19 protein-coding genes and 1 pseudogene are annotated in these 16,704 nt (G+C 48.2%); all 20 read right to left on the bottom strand.

Annotated elements, in window-relative coordinates:
- Positions 1 to 37: 37 nt before the first annotated feature.
- A pseudogene (locus I2H74_RS06540) lies at positions 38 to 904 on the bottom strand (S1 RNA-binding domain-containing protein); the annotation flags it as partial.
- On the bottom strand, positions 901 to 1,248 hold the full coding sequence (gene rsfS, locus I2H74_RS06535; RefSeq protein WP_195572632.1) for a ribosome silencing factor: 348 nt from the start codon (positions 1,246 to 1,248) through the stop codon (positions 901 to 903). The gene rsfS and the pseudogene I2H74_RS06540, both read right to left, overlap by 4 nt.
- Before the next feature lie 116 nt (positions 1,249 to 1,364).
- On the bottom strand, positions 1,365 to 1,946 hold the full coding sequence (yqeK, locus tag I2H74_RS06530; protein WP_195572630.1) for a bis(5'-nucleosyl)-tetraphosphatase (symmetrical) YqeK: 582 nt from the start codon (positions 1,944 to 1,946) through the stop codon (positions 1,365 to 1,367).
- Positions 1,930 to 2,538: a nicotinate-nucleotide adenylyltransferase gene (gene nadD / locus I2H74_RS06525; RefSeq protein ID WP_195572628.1), complete on the bottom strand. Its 609-nt coding sequence runs from the start codon at positions 2,536 to 2,538 to the stop codon at positions 1,930 to 1,932. Before nadD ends, yqeK begins: the two co-directional genes overlap by 17 nt.
- A gap of 38 nt (positions 2,539 to 2,576) precedes the next feature.
- Complete coding sequence (gene yhbY, locus I2H74_RS06520; protein WP_195572626.1) at positions 2,577 to 2,867, bottom strand: ribosome assembly RNA-binding protein YhbY; 291 nt, start codon at positions 2,865 to 2,867, stop codon at positions 2,577 to 2,579.
- An 86-nt stretch (positions 2,868 to 2,953) separates the two neighbouring features.
- Positions 2,954 to 3,835 carry a shikimate dehydrogenase gene (gene aroE / locus I2H74_RS06515; RefSeq protein ID WP_195572624.1) on the bottom strand — a complete coding sequence of 294 codons (882 nt, stop codon included), beginning with the start codon at positions 3,833 to 3,835 and terminating at the stop codon, positions 2,954 to 2,956.
- A gap of 29 nt (positions 3,836 to 3,864) precedes the next feature.
- Positions 3,865 to 4,980, bottom strand: coding sequence for a ribosome biogenesis GTPase YqeH (gene yqeH / locus I2H74_RS06510; protein WP_195572622.1), 1,116 nt, complete (start codon positions 4,978 to 4,980; stop codon positions 3,865 to 3,867).
- A 6-nt stretch (positions 4,981 to 4,986) separates the two neighbouring features.
- On the bottom strand, positions 4,987 to 5,505 hold the full coding sequence (locus I2H74_RS06505) for a YqeG family HAD IIIA-type phosphatase (protein WP_195572620.1): 519 nt from the start codon (positions 5,503 to 5,505) through the stop codon (positions 4,987 to 4,989).
- A gap of 130 nt (positions 5,506 to 5,635) precedes the next feature.
- Positions 5,636 to 7,882 (bottom strand): DUF4129 domain-containing transglutaminase family protein, encoded by a 2,247-nt coding sequence (locus I2H74_RS06500; protein ID WP_195572618.1) that lies wholly within the window; start codon positions 7,880 to 7,882, stop codon positions 5,636 to 5,638.
- Positions 7,879 to 9,126 (bottom strand): DUF58 domain-containing protein, encoded by a 1,248-nt coding sequence (locus I2H74_RS06495; protein ID WP_195572616.1) that lies wholly within the window; start codon positions 9,124 to 9,126, stop codon positions 7,879 to 7,881. The genes I2H74_RS06500 and I2H74_RS06495 overlap by 4 nt, the downstream gene beginning before the upstream one ends.
- Before the next feature lie 2 nt (positions 9,127 to 9,128).
- Complete coding sequence (locus I2H74_RS06490; protein ID WP_195572614.1) at positions 9,129 to 10,085, bottom strand: AAA family ATPase; 957 nt, start codon at positions 10,083 to 10,085, stop codon at positions 9,129 to 9,131.
- Between the two features lie 285 nt (positions 10,086 to 10,370).
- Positions 10,371 to 10,721 (bottom strand): stage V sporulation protein AE, encoded by a 351-nt coding sequence (gene spoVAE, locus I2H74_RS06485; protein ID WP_195572612.1) that lies wholly within the window; start codon positions 10,719 to 10,721, stop codon positions 10,371 to 10,373.
- Between the two features lie 4 nt (positions 10,722 to 10,725).
- Positions 10,726 to 11,736 carry a stage V sporulation protein AD gene (gene spoVAD / locus I2H74_RS06480; protein WP_195572610.1) on the bottom strand — a complete coding sequence of 337 codons (1,011 nt, stop codon included), beginning with the start codon at positions 11,734 to 11,736 and terminating at the stop codon, positions 10,726 to 10,728.
- Positions 11,737 to 11,764: 28 nt separating this feature from the next.
- A complete protein-coding gene (gene spoVAC / locus I2H74_RS06475; RefSeq protein WP_195572608.1) occupies positions 11,765 to 12,271 on the bottom strand; it encodes a stage V sporulation protein AC in 507 nt (168 codons plus the stop codon).
- A gap of 107 nt (positions 12,272 to 12,378) precedes the next feature.
- Complete coding sequence (locus tag I2H74_RS06470) at positions 12,379 to 12,531, bottom strand: hypothetical protein (protein WP_195572606.1); 153 nt, start codon at positions 12,529 to 12,531, stop codon at positions 12,379 to 12,381.
- Between the two features lie 260 nt (positions 12,532 to 12,791).
- Positions 12,792 to 13,490, bottom strand: coding sequence for a carbohydrate-binding family 9-like protein (locus I2H74_RS06465; RefSeq protein WP_195572604.1), 699 nt, complete (start codon positions 13,488 to 13,490; stop codon positions 12,792 to 12,794).
- Between the two features lie 136 nt (positions 13,491 to 13,626).
- Positions 13,627 to 14,508, bottom strand: coding sequence for an SPL family radical SAM protein (locus tag I2H74_RS06460; protein WP_195572602.1), 882 nt, complete (start codon positions 14,506 to 14,508; stop codon positions 13,627 to 13,629).
- A 45-nt stretch (positions 14,509 to 14,553) separates the two neighbouring features.
- Entirely contained in the window at positions 14,554 to 14,829 is a 276-nt protein-coding gene (locus I2H74_RS06455) for a zinc ribbon domain-containing protein (protein ID WP_195572600.1), read from the bottom strand.
- Between the two features lie 230 nt (positions 14,830 to 15,059).
- Positions 15,060 to 15,971 carry a helix-turn-helix transcriptional regulator gene (locus tag I2H74_RS06450; protein ID WP_195572598.1) on the bottom strand — a complete coding sequence of 304 codons (912 nt, stop codon included), beginning with the start codon at positions 15,969 to 15,971 and terminating at the stop codon, positions 15,060 to 15,062.
- 137 nt (positions 15,972 to 16,108) lie between these two features.
- Positions 16,109 to 16,579 carry a DinB family protein gene (locus tag I2H74_RS06445; RefSeq protein ID WP_195572596.1) on the bottom strand — a complete coding sequence of 157 codons (471 nt, stop codon included), beginning with the start codon at positions 16,577 to 16,579 and terminating at the stop codon, positions 16,109 to 16,111.
- Positions 16,580 to 16,704: the final 125 nt, after the last annotated feature.

Below are 16,704 nucleotides of genomic sequence, written 5' to 3'. Positions count from 1 at the left end.
GCGCATCGTCAATTTCCAATTCTGCACCTAGCGCCGTAAGCTTTGTCCAGTCCCCATCCTGCTCGATAAGACCTGCCTTCATCAGGCGTCCCATCGCACGCTTAAAGGCTGACTTGCTGATTGAGAAACGCTGCTTCAGGATATCCGCAGGCGTAGCATCGGAATAGGGCATCGCCGCATTCGGACGCTCTTTTATAAAGGTAAGGAGCATTCTCGAATCATGATCCATGCCAACTTCCTTCTTCTCTGCAAGCGTCACATTGACTCTTCCGTCCTCACGCACATGAGAAATGCGGACCCGCACTTGTTCTCCTAGACGAAGCAGGTGAGGCCGATGTGATTCGTGCAAGAAGCCAATTGCCCCGAAGCCAAGCACGCCACCTTCCACAATCATAAAGGTTCCCATACGAAGCGGCCGGTAGACTATGGCGTCCTGCCACGTATTCAGCCAGTTGGATGGGGCATGGAACGTGTAGCGTTCCAAATCCTTCTCTTGCGCCGTCCTAGCAACGAGACGTCCTACTTTGTCGTGGTTAAGCACGACAAAGACCTTTTCCCCTAACCTTGGGTGCAGATCCTGAAACTCTGGAAGCTCCGACTTAGGCAGCAGGAGCTGGCGTCCAATCCCCATCTCGAGGAAACAGCCATAACGAGGATGGATATCTGCAATCTCGAGCAGGGCAACTTCGCCCAGGGTAATATAAGGCTTTTTCATCGTTGACGCAAGACGATCTTCGGTATCGAAGAACAAGAATACGTCGATGTCCTCGCCAATCTTGATCTCACGCGTCAGCTCTGTATAATGCAGAAGCACATCCTGCTCCCCATTCGTCAAAAAGTAGCCGTACGGTGAAACCTCGCGGTCAATTCTAAGCCGCTGTATGGTTCCCGGTGTCAATGTCATGCCATTTCAACAACCTTTGCATCTGACCAAAGCTTCTCGATATTGTAATATTCACGCTCTTCACGGTGAAATACATGCGCGACAACATCCCCAAGGTCGATCAATACCCAGCGAGCTGAATCCAGCCCCTCGGTTCCGCGAACATCCACACCGGCTTGGTGAGCATTTTTGCGGATCTCAGTAGCGATCGCCTGTACCTGTGTATCGGAGTTACCGTGGCAGACCACAAAGTAGTCTGCAATAAGTGAAATTCCTTTCAAGTCTAACGCGATTACATCCATCGCTTTTTTATCTTCTGCTGCTGTAACCGTCATTTCAAGCAATTGTTCGGGTGTAACTGTCATAATAAGCCTCCATTCTATCCTTATCCCTATTTTGTATATCCATTGTCCTTAATAAACTTAGAACCTGATCATAAGTCACCAATAATCATCTGTTCCAAGAAAGCGGAGCAGCCAAGCTATGCTTGATTATTCTCCATGGAGAGCAGCAAGCTATTGCGGGCAATCACGGTCAACGGGAAGATCCGGCGCTTCTTCTCAAGCAGAAATGAAATCGTCGAATCAAATCCAGCCACCAGCGCTTGATCCAAATGGTGCTCAGCCAATTCACGAATATGATCAACGCCTGGAAAGTCACGACCAGGCTCAATATAATCAGCCAGGCATACGATGCGGTCCAATAGGGTCATGTTCTCACGGCCAGAGGTATGATAACGTATCGCATCCAAGATTTCAGGATCGGTGATCCCGTATTCATATTCCGCTACAAACGCCCCAACGGGCGCATGCCATAACGACTTGTCATGCTCAAGGAGCTCTGCCGGCAGCAGCTGCTCGCGTATAATCTGCTCCATCTTATCCGTTCGCCAATACTTAGCAACGTCGTGGAGGAGGGCTGCAAGATCCGCTTTAACGGGATCCGCTCCATAACGCTTAGCGAGCGCCACTGCGGCATGCATGACACCCTCTGTATGTGCCCAGCGATGTTCAGGCATCTGTTCACGAACAGCCTTCATCAATTCCTCACGGCTTCTGTTCATACAACTCCCACCTTTGTATGTAATGAAGAACCGAATCCGAAACGAAGTAACGGATCGACCGGCGATCCTTCACTCGCTTGCGAATATTCGTCGAAGAGATATCAAGCTTTGGCATATCTGCTTCCAGAATGCGGCCTCTCCATTCAACGGGGAGCGCCTCGAGTGGCCATGGCGTACCCGGCCGGCGCACCCCGATAAAATGGATCCGTTCGATCAGCTCTTCGATTCCATGCCATTGGGGCAAAAAGGCCACCATATCGGCGCCGATGATCCAATACCATTCCGTATTCGGATATTCCTCTTGCAATGCCTTTACCGTATGAAGAGTATAAGACACTCCGCCTCTATCCATCTCCCATGAACTTGCTGAGAACCGTGGCTCCCCACTCACAGCAAGCGCAGTCATCTCCAAGCGCTGCTTGGCCGATGCCTCTGGCTGACGACTCTTATGAGGCGGGACATGTGCAGGCATGAACCACACTTCATCAAGGCCTACACATTCGATTGCAGCTTCTGCTGCAATTAAATGTCCGATATGTATAGGATCAAAGGTTCCACCCATAATCCCAACACGTCTCGTGGCATGACCCATGCTATAAGCCTCCTGATCTGGTCATCCAGGTGCGCATATTAAGGCAGCTCGATCTCCTTATGATCCTTAGACTCTTTATAAAGGATAATCGTCTTGCCAATCACCTGCACAAGCTCAGATCCGGAACCAGAAGCAAGCGCCTCCGCAACTTCTTGACGATCATCCATATTGTTGTTCAAAATGGAGATTTTAATCAATTCCCGCACCTCAATGGCTTCTTCAATATGGCGGATCAATTGGTCATTCACTCCACCCTTTCCTACTTGGAAAATCGGTTGGATATGGTGTGCGAGTGAACGCAAATAACGCTTTTGTTTGCCAGTTAGCATCTTGTTCTTCCTTCCTGAAGTACCAACGTACTGTTGTTCCTATTGTTTTTCGAATATATAGAGCGTCGTATGCGGCGCATACTCGCTTATAATGCTTGAAGCACCGCTTCGCGCATTACTTTAACCGGTGCCTCAATCCCTGTCCAGAGCTCAAAGGCTATGGCGCCTTGGTACACAAACATCCCTAATCCGCTGTGAGTAACAGCTCCCACTGCTTCGGCATCCTGAAGAAGCTTGGTCTTCAGTGGATTATAGATAATATCACTGACAATCATATGAGACTTCATCCAGTCTTTCGCTACCGACGAGTCATCCACATGCGGATGCATACCAACTGAAGTCGTGTTAATCACAATATCCACGTCTTCGGGATTCATTTCTGGCCATCCATTCTCGATGCGAGCAACCTGAATCGATCCATCATCACGAAGCTCATCTGCGATGGATAGCGCACGTTCCACGGTACGATTCGCGACTGTCAGCTGCTTGCATCCTTCCTTAAGCAAGGCGTAGCACAGCCCTCTTGCCGCTCCGCCTGCACCAATCATCAGAATACGGCTCACTTGAAGATCGACACCCGTCTCTTCTTTTAAAGAACGAACAAACCCTAGCCCGTCCGTGTTATAGCCAATCAGCTTGCCCTGATCATTGACGATTGTATTTACGGCTCCGATGACTGCGGCACTGCTGTCGACCTCATCCACCATTTTCATAACATGCTCTTTATGAGGAATGGTGACATTCATGCCACGAATGCCAAGCGCTCGCATCCCTGCCACACAGGCTTCTAGCTGCTCCGGCTTTACATGAAAAGCTGTGTAGACCGCATCTATTCCACAAGCTTGAAGCGCGGCATTCTGCATGAGCGGAGACTTCGAATGATGAATAGGGTCCCCGATAACCGCATAGAGCTGTGTCGAGCTTGTAATCGAGCCCTTATTGTCAGCTAAAGACGATACGTTTCCCATGAATTCCCGTTCCTCCGATCCCGGATTGTCTAGATCATCGTAGGGCGCAAGAGCACCTTAACACCCTTCGGCGCGTGTACATTGATCAAAGCCCCAGACGTTCCATTGCACGTAATCCATCCAAGTCCAGAGATAAAGACGTCCATCTCTCCTCCACGTGGAACACGCAGCTGATGCTTCGTCCAAGCCGGCAGTTCGGCAAGGCGTTCCTTCGTTGGCGGAGCCAACAGTTCTCCTGCATGGTTCTCGTACAGCTCGTCCGCACGTTCAAGCTTCGTCCGATGAATCTTCAAGGCGTTAGACAGATAGCACGTGAACGATTGTCGCTCCCCTTCAGCGAAATCAAAGCGAGCCATCGCACCAAAGAACAGCGTTTGCCCTTCATTAAGCTGGAATACCGCTGGCTTAAGGGTCTTGTCGGGCAATAGCGCGCCCAGATCCTTGCGATCCACCAGCTCCGTCAGGCGATGTGTATAGACGATACCCGGTGTATCAATAATATTGCGTCCATCGTCGAGCGGAATGTTCACAAGATCAAGCGTGGTGCCAGGATAGCGAGATGTTGTCAATTCACGATCCAAATCGCTGTAATCGCGAATCAGGCGGTTGATTAAGGTAGACTTCCCTACGTTTGTTGCTCCAACCACATATACATCTCGGTCCCCGCGCCATTCTCCTACCGCTTCTACTAAGCGATCAAAGCCAAAGTCTCGCTTCGCGCTAACGAGCAGAACGTCGACAATCTTGATTCCAATCTCCTTGGCTTGATGCTGTACCCAGTTGCGAATTCGGTTCCAATTCATGCCTTTAGGCAATAGATCCACCTTGTTTACGACCAAAAGCACGGGATTATTCCCTACAAAGCGCTGAAGGCTTGAAATCATGCTTCCTTCAAAGTCAAACAAATCCACAATATGAATGACAAGCGCATCCTCATCGCCAATGCGGCCCAGCATCCGCAGGAAATCATCGTGATCCATGGCGATCGATTGCGCTTCGTTATAGTTCTTAATTCGGAAGCAGCGCTGGCATATAGCCGGCTCCCGCTCCAGCGCTTTTTCTGGTATGTAGCCTGCCTGCTCCGCATTCGTCGTTTGCAGTGCCGCTCCGCAGCCTGCACAATGTTTTGTTAATTGTTCCGTCATAAAATGTTACTCCTCCTCGTGCCAGAGACCTTGTTTGCGCAGCCGTGATGTTACAATACGCTCGATGCGACGGTTTACCCGCGTGCCAAAGCCTTCGTCCTGCAAGGCAATGGGTTGGACCAAGATGGTAAATAGATTCAACCGATTGCCGCCAAGCACGTCTGTCAGCATCTGATCCCCAACGACCACTGTCTCCTGAGGCTTCAGCCCCATAAGCTCCATTCCTTTGGCAAAAGGTTTGGAGGAGGGCTTGCGTGCTTTATGAACGAACTGAATGTCAAGCGGCGTACAGAACTTCGCTACACGTGCCTGCTCGTTGTTAGAGACAACAACCAGCTTAAAGCCCTCTCGCTTTACTTCCTCTAACCAAGCTGTCAATTTGGGTGTTGCCAGCGGGTCTTTTGCCCCGACCAATGTATTATCAAGGTCCGTTATAATCCCTTTATAACCTTTCGCTTGAAGCAGGTTAAGGTCTATATCGTATACCGTACGTACTCGAAGTCTTGGAATAAGCACTTCAAACAATGAGGTCACCTCTTTTTTATACGAAAAACTATACCATATTCTTTGATTTACATGCAAAAAAATACCGTATCCGAACCATGCAGTACGTTTCGAATACGGCAATCTTGATCATCTTATCATAAATTGCACATCATGTATGCTTAAATTGGTGAATCGCTTCTTTAAATTGCTGCCAATTCTCGGAAGATACATCTCCTCGCCCATACTTCGCCTGCTCAAAGCAAGCGACAATGATATTCGCATAAACCGCAAGAGTAGGCTTGTCCTCGATCCATCTGTTCACTGCCTCGCGCACCGTCTCCGAAGGCTGCTTCTTCATGCCCTTCAATCGGCAATAGCTTAGCCACATTTCAGTCTCAACAACGATTCGCTCTTTAAGCGTCAGCTTGCGATTCCACAATCGTATCCAGCGAAGTGAGAAGCCAACCGCATACCAGCGGATGAGCAGGGTGATAAGGCCTGCACCAACCGCGATCCATACGATAGCTTTGGCTGTAACAATTACCCAAGCCGACAGTTCCTCTGATGAGGTGGAATCGGTTGTCTGAACCTCTTTCTCCTCAGGTGTTGCTTGCTGTTGCGTATCCTGCTCCTCTTCCGTCTCCGCCGCAGATGCTTCAGCCATTGTGAACCCAGGTGTCGGCTCGAAAGCGATCCAGCCGTAATCACCCAAGTATACTTCAACCCAGGAATGAGCATCCGCATTCGTCACACGGTACTGACCCTTGCTGTCAATCGTATCAAACACGTCACGATTTGTAATCCATTCATTAGAAGGAATATCTCTTGTTCCTGGGGCAAAGCCCTTAACCCAGCGGGTTGGAACATCAAGGGTTCGAAGCATGACAGCCATTGCAGAGGAGAAGTAATCACAATATCCCTCTTGGACTTCAAATAAAAAGGACTCTACAAAATCAGCACTAACCCTCTTGTTAATGTTCGGCTGTGTTGTATAGCGAAAGCTCTTCCTCAAATACTCCTCTATCCTCTTCGCGCGGTCATAATCGTTGTCCGCATCCTTGACAATCTCTCTTGCAAGCTCCGCTACACGCGGAGAATACTGATCGGGAAGCTCAAGATAAGGCTCCCATAAGGGACGCGTATAAGATGTCGAACGTGTTGCATTCCGAAGCTGGTCCGGCGTATAGATGGGCACTTCTGAAGTAAGGGTATAGGAGGTTGGATAATCTTCCACCTTGCCAAAATGCCGAAGCTCACCATCATAGCGATGCCAGAAGATCGGCTCTCCTGTCTCGGACCTAGCCTCCTGAACAGATTGAATGGTGCCCATTCCGAATAATGCAGGATAATTGGCACGAGTCTGCATCGTCACCTTCTGCTTCACAAGCTTTGTTTTCACTTGACTGCCTCGAGTAAAGGCATCACGAAGCTTCGACTCCATTTCCACCGCTTCATAAGGATCGCTGCTGTATTCCTCATAGTCAATCCAGCCATCCCCTTGATAAATGGCCTTCGTCTCAGCACGCCAATAACCGATCTGATCCGCATCCACCGTCATAACAGGCGAATAATTAAGACGAAATCCGTCTCCCAGCTTCTTATCGTTCGTACTGTAGCCAGAGTCGGCAAGAGCACGATTGGTGCCAGATTGCCCTTCAGAGCCAAGATTGGTTAGCTGTCCAAATGATTGAGGTCTTTCTCCTTTCATCACAAAAGCGGTATAAGGGTCCATTAGAATGGGCTGCACGCCAGGCATGCTGACCCCGACTGTAATGACAACGGACAGCAGAACGGTGGCACTTACAAGGATCTGAATCGCATATCGAGGCTTCATGTGCCAGTATTCAGGGAATCGAGCCTTCATGCCTTTGAAATGAATGCAGATGAGCCATAGCAGGGAAGCCCCGATCGTCCAAGCCACTTGATCCCACAGCATGTCCACCGTAAAAGAGTCTAGTATTCCAAAGACAATCAGTTGAATGACAAGCAAAAAGATAACATGCCAGCCTGTACGAACGGATCTCTTGAAGATCTCGTACGTCATCCAGATGAGACCAACGAGCCAGATGTAAGGATGCAGCTGAAGCCACGCTTCCTTCCCCAGTGCATCAGCAGGAATCCACAGCTGATAGGCTTTCAATTGATGAATGACCGAATAGATGACAACGACTATGCCTAGCGGAATGCGTATACGTGCATGCGCTGGGAAAACCATGCCCACACCAAGCATCATAAACAGCATAGAAAGCGTCATCTGGATCGTTTCCTCATACCAATAAGGAATAAGCGCTTTCGTCCATTGTGATAAAATAACGAATAAGCACAGCCAAATCAAACGATCTTCCCAATGCAGACGGAATAGCTCTTTCCATGGATTCGGACGTTGTTCAACAGTTGCTGCTCGGATATCCCTCATGCGCTATTCCCCTCCAATCGTTCAGAGAGCTGATGAAGCTCCTTCACAGGGACATAAGCATACGGATATCGCGATAGCTTCGAGCGAAGCTTTGCATCATCTGTTCCTGCATGATCCCCCGCCACAAAATAGCTGCCCTGCCAATTGAGCTTAGAGAGGTGGCTCAGGATTCGCTCCTGCTCCAAGGTCAAATGACCGGACACCCAAGCAAGGGTTCCTCCTCGTTTAAGGTCAGGGTGCTTCTGCCAGGCTTCAAGCCAGCTATCTTCAGCCCCCTCATCTGTTCGTTCCATTTGAATAGAGGAGAGCCACTGACGAAGACTTGATGTTTCATGGCGAACTGCGTCCGTCCCCCACAGCTTAAGCTCCTTGCCGACGCCAGCCACAATAACCCGGCGCTGCTGTCTAGCTGCATATCGCATCAATGAGGCTGTGATAGAGACGGCTAACTCAAATGAGGCAGCATCCTTGTACGATGCCTGTGACAGATCGAGAACAATCGCAAGCATAGGCGTCCCTTCGGGTTCGAATTGCTTCGACTTCAACGATCCGCTTCTTGCGGTCGCATTCCAATGGATGCGGGATAAACGATCTCCATGAACATAGTCCCGAATCCCATCTGCGACCGTTGATTCTCGGCGATGCTTCGTATACGATGCCTCAGGATCAACCGAACCCTTGAACGATGAAGACTGCTTCCAGCTTGCAATAGGGATCATTTTAGGAAGGACGTAGAGCATCTGCTCATTCCGAAAAAGCCCTTGATAGCGAAACAAGCCAAATAAATCTCGTGTGCAGCACGTTGTTCTTGCGAATTGATAGCAGCCTCTTTCAAGCTTAGGCGTATGGTACTCTATGGTCGCCAATCTTTTTTGATCCAAAAAGACAATCGTTTCTTCTTTGTGAACAAGCTGATCAAAGCGATAAAGCTCATCGCGAACTTCTACATATGGAACAGGCATCCACCCTGGAATCTGGATCGCAAGCTTCACTGGAATATGAGACTCTGCTTGAAATTGGCTGAGCCGCTCACCGCCAAGCTGATGTTGGCCCTTCGCCTTGCGGACACCGCCAAACAAGCCTAATAACCAATACACGCCAAGTATGGTTGCCATAGCAAGCACCATGAACGAGGTCTTGCCCCCCTGAAATAAGAAATAGAAGACGAGTCCAATATAAATAAGCAGGGCTGCATAGACAACGAAATACGTTCTAATATGAGATTTCTGGCTGCGCCCTGTCATCGCTACATCCCAAGACGTACAGGAACCGTCACCGAATCCAGAATCTCACGCAGCACCTTGTGAGGCTTAACGCCGTCGATCTTCGCATCGATCGTTAACACTAGCCGATGTCCTAACACATGCGGAACAAGCATCTTCACATCATCTGGCGAGACATATTCGCGTCCGCTGAGCCAAGCGTATGCTTTGGCAGCCTGCATCAATGCGATGGACGCTCTAGGACTAGCGCCGAGCAGCACATGAGCATGTTCTCTTGTTCTTCTTGTGATATCAATAATGTAAGAGCCGATCGCATCGTCCATATGCACCTGCTCCACTAGACGCTGCACTTCTTCTATCATCGATACATCTGTAATCACATCAACGCGCTCAGAAGGCAGTCCCTCTACATGCCTAGCAAGCATTTCACGCTCTGTCAGCTCATCCGGATAACCCAGACTAATCTTCATCATGAATCGGTCCATTTGCGCTTCTGGCAGCACATAGGTGCCTTCGAATTCAATGGGATTCTGGGTCGCAAAGAGCATAAACGGGCTAGGCAGTTCGAACGTCTCCCCCTCAATCGTCACATGACGCTCCTCCATCGCTTCAAGCAGCGCAGATTGTGTCTTGGTCGTCGCACGATTAATTTCGTCAACGAGCAGGACATTGGTCATCATTGGGCCAGGACGGAAGATGAACTGTTGGTCTTTTGGATGAAAAATAAACATGCCGGTAATATCGGTTGGAAGCAGGTCAGGATTACACTGTACTCTGCGAAATTGGCCATTTATCGTACGAGCGATGGATTTAATGAGCTGTGTCTTACCAGTGCCCGGAACATCTTCAATAAGCACATGTCCTTTAGCGAGCATCGCTGTCAATAACAGATTTATTTCTAACGGTTTGCCTAATATGCTGGATTGTAAGGACTCTTGAAGCTGCTGTATGATGGAGTGCAACGTGATTTGCTTATTCAAGACAACGACCCCCTTTAAAGTTCTTAAAATGAGTAATCCGCTTTCATTTCCTCATTTTACAACAAGTCGGGAAGATCGACTATTCACCATTTCCACAAATAATTTCAGCATTTCCTAATTCTTACGCTTGCCTTTCGCTGCGAAACCTTTGATGTTATGCGATATTTCCGATCCATATGAAAAAGGCCAGTTCGAAAGAAACCTCGACTGACCTCGCTTTGAGATGCATTTTTTAAAGTGTAAATAAGATTGTAAAGCTTGGGTGAGCTGTATTACGATTAAAAGCTATCCCTTCGGACGAACCAGCAGCGCGGCTAAAAAAGAAAATACAATCGCAGCCGATATCCCTGCACTCGTCGTCTTGAAGATTCCCGTTACCGCACCAATCCACCCATCCTTATGCAGATCCAGGATGGCACCGTGTACAAGAGAGTTGCCGAAGCTCGTAATTGGAACTGTAGCCCCAGCACCTGCAAAGTCAATAAGCGGCTCATACCAGCCAAAGCCGTCAACGATAGCACCTGCTACCACAAGGATCGCCATCGTATGCGCAGGTGTGAGCTTCGCTATGTCGAACATAAGTTGTCCGATCACACAAATCAATCCACCAACTACAAAAGCCCAAAAGAATATCATGTCATTATCCCTCCATCTCAAGCGTCACAGCATGGCAAATGCACGGAATCGTTTCACCCTGCTGATAAGACAGCGGTGACAGCAAAGCGCCCGTAGCTGCAATCATCACGCGCTTAAGCTCACCCTTTTGCATGCGCTGAAGAATATGGCCATAGGTCACGACAGCAGAGCATCCGCAGCCGCTCCCCCCAGCTTGTACCGCTTGTGTCTCAAGATCGTACACCATGAGTCCACAGTCATTGAAGACGGTCCCCTCAATGGACAGGCCATTCTCCTTAAAAAGATCCTTCGCGATTGGAACTCCTACGCTAGCCAAGTCCCCTGTCACGATAAGATCATAGTCTGAAGGCGTCCGATTCAGGTCCGCAAGATGAGCCTGAATCGTATCGACAGCCGCTGGAGCCATCGCTGCTCCCATGTTGAACGGATCGCTTAAGCCAAAGTCCATAATCTTTCCAATCGTTGCAGCATGTACGCGAGGGCCTGAGCCACTCGCTGCAACAATCGCTGCACCAGCACCCGTAACGGTAAACTGAGCATAAGGCGGCTTTTGAGAGCCGTATTCGGTTGGGTAGCGGAACTGCTTCTCAGCTGTGCAGTTGTGGCTGCAGGTTCCCGCCATCACATATTCCGCATTGCCGCTGTCAATGAGCAAGGAAGCGATCGCAAGCGACTCCATTGAAGTGGAGCAGGCTCCAAATACCCCTATGTAAGGGAGCCCCATCTTTCTTGCTGCAAATGTATTGCTTATGATCTGGTTCATCAGGTCGCCGCCAACGAAGTAGTTGATCTGATTTTCCTGAATGGTTGATTTTTGGACAGCAATCTGAGTCGCCTGCTCCAAGAGCTTACGCTCAGCCTTCTCCCAAGACTTCTCCTGCATATCCAGATCTTCATGTACGTAATCAAACGTATCAGCGAGCGGCCCCTCTCCTTCATCAGGACCGACGACCGTGCCAGTGCTTATAATGACCGGCTTGTTTTTAAAGAGCCATGTTTGTCTTCCGACGTGCATAGGTTCGCCTCCTTACCGTAAGCTCGAATTACCCGTGCTTGATATTAATGCCAAAGATCAAGTAGATGAGCGCAATAATAAACGCTGCCACCGTACCAAACACGATGACGGAACCAGCAAGTTTAAACATATTGGCGCCTACACCAAGGACGAGCCCTTCACTGCGGTGCTCGATCGCAGCAGAGCTCATCGAGTTCGCAAATCCAGTCACAGGAACCGCAGAACCAGCTCCAGCCCACTGGGCAAGCTTGTCATATACACCGAAGCACGTTAAGATGACGGACAGAAAAATAAGCAGTACAACCGTTGGGCTGCTTGCCTGCTCCTTCGTCATGCCAAACCATGAGATGAACATCTGCTGGAAGGCTTGTCCAATCAGGCATATCGTTCCCCCTACTAAGAACGCTCGGATGCAATTCTTATAGATGGAACGCGAAGGTTCGCGCTTGCTTGCGATCTGCTTATATTGCTCCTGCGTCATATTCCATTCGCCGGTCTTCCAAGCAGGAGACTTCGATTTTGATTTTGTCGCCATTGGCATACCTCCTTGTTGTAATGGCTACATGCGGCGGCAGTATTCTTGATTCCCATACAGTATTTGTACTTTGCGGCGAGATTATGTTATTCCGTCAGGACTGCTTGCTATGTTACATTTTGCAAAAGGAACCAAAGACATAAGGCGACAAGAAGAACAAAGAGGATTAAAGCAAAGATTTGAAACAACCATTCCTGCTTCCCCAGCTTCGTGATCTCATGCTTTCTTTTCGTACGGCTCATTCGCGGCTGTGCTTTCATCAGACTGAGCACCTCCTTCGCTTGTTTGAGAACAAACAACTTCTGTTAATCCTTATTGGCCTATTACACGTTATGCGGGCAGACTCGAAAGTGCGACACAGAGGTAAGAAGCATAATCCATTTGTGACTGACGGTTCGCACAGACGAATTACGAGGGATAACAAAATGGGGAGCTTCATAGGATCAAAAAAACCGCCCCTACTGTGGGACGGTTTCGTTGGTTACTTCATCGTAGATGGAGCGCTGTTGTGGTTAGTAAGCTATACAAACTGTATTCGTCCGAACCGAGCTGGAACATGAAACTTGATTTCCCCTGTGTGGGACCAAGCTGTAAAGGTTCGTGCTCCCTCTTGATCCTGATCGATGCGGAACATATTCATTCTCCATTCCGTGCCTGGAGCTGCAGTTGCGCCTAGATCCGCAAATGGTATTGATAAATCGTACACCAGAACCTTTGCCCCAGCTTCATGTTCTGCCTCAAACAAATAAGCAAGCGCATCTTGTTCTGCTTTCGCGACCTTCGTTTCTAAGCCTTCCGCGTTCCACTCCGTCTGATAAAGGCGCGGCTCTCCATGTTCATTAATAATCTTTGCGTCAAAAACAACATTATGCGGGCTCAAGTTGAATTCATAATGAAAAGAAGCAGCGCCTTCCGGGTCGATGAAGCATTCTACAACATCTGCCTCATATAAAGGGTCATCGTGATCTGTATATGGGCTGTACACATGATCATCAAGGCACCAGAAGCGAAGATGAATGGCTTGTTCGGAATAGCATAGGCTTACTTTCGTTTGAAGTCTAGGCGCCTTGCCCGTTACAACATCAACAAGCGAGAGATGCGGCAGGCTCAGCCATTGTTCATCGGTTAACGGCGCTTCAATTCTCGTACAAGAATATGCAGGTACATCCTGCTTGTCCGAAGTTCCTTTATTGCTGGTTGAATTTGAAGGCATTGACATGGGATCCACTCCATTTGTTCATTGATCTGTGTTCTTATGGTAAGCGATTCTATTCACAAATGGAAGTACAGATCGAAGACATTTCTCTTCACAATGTATAGAAAAATATAGAAAAACCCTGTTCTTGCTCTTATCCTCAGAACAGCTTTAGCTGCTCTGGCTCCATATCTTTCTTATAGGAAGCGATAATGTCTGGCATCCGATAGAGAATGCCCTGCTGCTCGCACTCTTCTTGAAAGGCTCGCTCCAGCTGTCTGCGACGCGTAGACATGCAGCCATAGCGCGTGCCATAAGTGCGGATATATTGCTCCTTCAGTCCAGGATACAGCTTATCCAGCCAGCGAAAGTAATGCTCGCGCTGGTTCTCGCGAAGCGTCATGCCAAACGACGGATACACATACTTTGCTCCTGCATCAGCAGCAAGACTTACGATCCTACGAACGTTAGATATCTGGTCTGTGATGAAAGGCAGAATCGGCATGAGCAGCACACCTGTAAAGATTCCTGCTGCGGATAATTCCTGAAGCGCACGGAATCTTGTTGATGAAACAGATACGCGCTGCTCGATGCGCCTGCTTAGCTCATCATCTACGGTTGTGATCGATAGGCTAACATTGACTGGAGCCTGCAACTGTATATCGGATAGGATGTCGATATCCCGTGTAACAAGCGCGCTCTTCGTTGCGATGGATACGCCAAAACGATAGTGTTGAATCAGCTGAAGCGCCTTTCTTGTCAGCTGATGCTCTTCTTCATCATGGTTGTAGGGATCGCTCATCGAGCCCATTCCAATCACTCCCTTGCTGCGCTTGCTTGCAAGCTCGCGGCGAAGCAGCTCTTGGCTGTTCTCTTTTCCACGCACGATATCAAAATGATCTATACCATAACAGCTGCTTCTTGAATCACAATAGATGCAGCCATGATGACAGCCACGATAAACATTCATTGTATAATCATGGCCGAACCAGTCTGCATGTTTATTTTTGATCAGCAGGCTCTTGGCCGTTATCCATTCCATCGTATCACCCGTTCAATACTTTATCTTAACTGAAAAGCAGAAGATTCATCTATGTGCGGGTGTCCAGCGCTTCAGCTTAGGAAAGAACGCCTTCATGCTAGAACGCGCCGCTTCCTCCGTCATGCCTTGGTTGCCTTCAACCATATGAGGCACACAAAATTCAATCATTTCCTCCATTGACACATCGGCAATAAATGCGCCATCCTTGTAGCAGAACGTACAGTATTCTTCATTCTTGCTTCCGTCGGCATTTGATCCGAGAAGCTCCTCCGATCCATTTAGAGGCATTCCACAGCTTTGGCAAAACGTTGTTTGTTCCATCTCTTTTCTTCCCCTTTCGTTGTCGTTAAGGATATTGTACGAGATGGAATATGACAGCTGAGTGTCATATTATGATCTATTTTTTTGAACGAATAATGAGAGCACAATAAGCCTACAACAACCATAAGGTTATTACCTTTACCATCATCCGTTCATATTTCCGTTTATCATTGTATACCACCTCCCCTGTCACAACGCACAGGTTCTATGGCTGAACAAGATATTGCATCCTATTGTGTTAGATAACGTTCTGCTGCAAGCCGCAGGCGCTCGCGAATGATATCACGAATATGCTGTGGCGATATGACCTCTGCATAATGTCCGTATGACATGACATAGCCGTATACCCATTCATCCTCTGGATAATGAACCGTAACGACAAAGCTGCCGTCTGGGTCTTTTATATATTGATTGTCATCAAACTCATCATAAATGCGATATGCCTGCGAGCTATCAACTTTTAGCACAAGCCGAACGGCAGATGACCCACGAGCAAGCTGCAACTCATTTGCAGCCTCAAGCGCTAACAGCATTCTGTCTTCATGAAAATGCGCTTCCGTTACAACGATATGCCTCATTCTCGTCAGCTTGAACAGCCTTAGCGCCTGCTTGTGCTGACAGTACGCGCGCAAGTACCAGGTTTTATTTTTAAACCAAAGCTGAAGGGGCTCAACCGTTCGTCTAGCTTTTTCCCCAAAGCTGTTAAAATAGTCAAACTCAATGATCCGATGCTGCAAGATCGCCATACGAAGCTGCTGATATTTATCCGAGTCATTGTCTCCCCAATGAGAGAGATCGACTTCAATCCAGCTTGGGCTTGTCTTATTGAACAACCCGCTTAGCTTGGCAAGCACCTGCTCCGTATCGCCGCTCACGGCACTGAGTCCATATAGCGAAGAAAGAATCTCCGCTTGCTCTTGTTCTGAGAGCATGGACTTGTTCAGCACATAGCTGTCAATGAGCCGAATGCCTCCCCCTTTACCTTTTGTCGTATATATCGGAATGCCCGCTTCGCAGAGTGTATCAATATCCCGATATACCGTGCGTGGAGAGACCTCGAAATGCTCAGCAAGCTCCTTTGCCGTCATCGTCTTCTTATGCATTAAGAGATAAATCATCTCAAACATTCGGTGGATTTGCATGCACCTATCACCTCCTCGTCAATATATCACAGGTTAGGGTATAGCACGAATATTTAAGACGGCAAATCAAACAAAAAAGCCCTATCTCACTATAATGAAACAGGGCTGGAGAAGAGGCTGAACGAATCTATAAATGCTTAGGCCTTGCGAATAAGCAGCTTATACATCTTTATCGTTTGAGAATGAGTGCCTTCATGGTAAATACTAAAAGATAAAAACTCTCCAACTGTCTGGAGTGATAGGTTTCGAATATTCTTCGGATGAACAGAAGCTTCATCCAATCTCCCCGCAAACGTTTCAGCAATACGACCCGTCTGCTCGGTAAGCAATTGACAAAGCTCTGGGAGCGTTGGAGGAGCATGCTCCCAATCTGCAGGGCTCGTGCCCATGTTAAACCATGCTTTGAATCCTTCTGGAAGCTTCGTCTCTTCACCTGCTGTAGAAAAAGCTATCATCTCCTGCACGAGGTAAATGTGTCCCAAATTCCAACGAATATTGTTGTTAAACCCGTCCGGAATGATATCGGCTTCCTGTTCACTTACATCCTGCACGACTTGCAAACACAGGCTACGAACAAACGCAAGCTGATCGAATAATGATTGGCTCATGTCTTCACCCTTCCTTTACCATAAACAACAGTAAAATTATACCATGTACCAAGCTCTAAGAATACAAAACGAACAGGTGATCCGTATCAAAATGATTGTTTATTATGAAAATATGATCTCAATAA

This window comes from Paenibacillus sp. 1001270B_150601_E10 (genome assembly GCF_015558675.1).
GTDB lineage: Bacteria > Bacillota > Bacilli > Paenibacillales > Paenibacillaceae > Paenibacillus_B.
The sequence above is the reverse complement of the archived record's forward strand: the minus strand, read 5'-3'. Positions and strand labels throughout refer to the sequence as shown.

Bases quoted from the DNA above. Each gene is read 5' to 3' on its own strand.
- rsfS (WP_195572632.1), bottom strand. From the start codon at position 1,248: ATGACAGTTACACCCGAACAATTGCTTGAAATGACGGTTACAGCAGCA.
- yqeK (WP_195572630.1), bottom strand. From the start codon at position 1,946: ATGAACAGAAGCCGTGAGGAATTGATGAAGGCTGTTCGTGAACAGATG.
- nadD (WP_195572628.1), bottom strand. From the start codon at position 2,538: ATGGGTCATGCCACGAGACGTGTTGGGATTATGGGTGGAACCTTTGAT.
- yhbY (WP_195572626.1), bottom strand. From the start codon at position 2,867: ATGCTAACTGGCAAACAAAAGCGTTATTTGCGTTCACTCGCACACCAT.
- aroE (WP_195572624.1), bottom strand. From the start codon at position 3,835: ATGGGAAACGTATCGTCTTTAGCTGACAATAAGGGCTCGATTACAAGC.
- yqeH (WP_195572622.1), bottom strand. From the start codon at position 4,980: ATGACGGAACAATTAACAAAACATTGTGCAGGCTGCGGAGCGGCACTG.
- I2H74_RS06500 (WP_195572618.1), bottom strand. From the start codon at position 7,882: ATGAGGGATATCCGAGCAGCAACTGTTGAACAACGTCCGAATCCATGG.
- I2H74_RS06495 (WP_195572616.1), bottom strand. From the start codon at position 9,126: ATGACAGGGCGCAGCCAGAAATCTCATATTAGAACGTATTTCGTTGTC.
- spoVAE (WP_195572612.1), bottom strand. From the start codon at position 10,721: ATGATATTCTTTTGGGCTTTTGTAGTTGGTGGATTGATTTGTGTGATC.
- spoVAD (WP_195572610.1), bottom strand. From the start codon at position 11,736: ATGCACGTCGGAAGACAAACATGGCTCTTTAAAAACAAGCCGGTCATT.
- spoVAC (WP_195572608.1), bottom strand. From the start codon at position 12,271: ATGGCGACAAAATCAAAATCGAAGTCTCCTGCTTGGAAGACCGGCGAA.
- I2H74_RS06470 (WP_195572606.1), bottom strand. From the start codon at position 12,531: ATGAAAGCACAGCCGCGAATGAGCCGTACGAAAAGAAAGCATGAGATC.
- I2H74_RS06465 (WP_195572604.1), bottom strand. From the start codon at position 13,490: ATGTCAATGCCTTCAAATTCAACCAGCAATAAAGGAACTTCGGACAAG.
- I2H74_RS06460 (WP_195572602.1), bottom strand. From the start codon at position 14,508: ATGGAATGGATAACGGCCAAGAGCCTGCTGATCAAAAATAAACATGCA.
- I2H74_RS06455 (WP_195572600.1), bottom strand. From the start codon at position 14,829: ATGGAACAAACAACGTTTTGCCAAAGCTGTGGAATGCCTCTAAATGGA.
- I2H74_RS06450 (WP_195572598.1), bottom strand. From the start codon at position 15,971: ATGCAAATCCACCGAATGTTTGAGATGATTTATCTCTTAATGCATAAG.
- I2H74_RS06445 (WP_195572596.1), bottom strand. From the start codon at position 16,579: ATGAGCCAATCATTATTCGATCAGCTTGCGTTTGTTCGTAGCCTGTGT.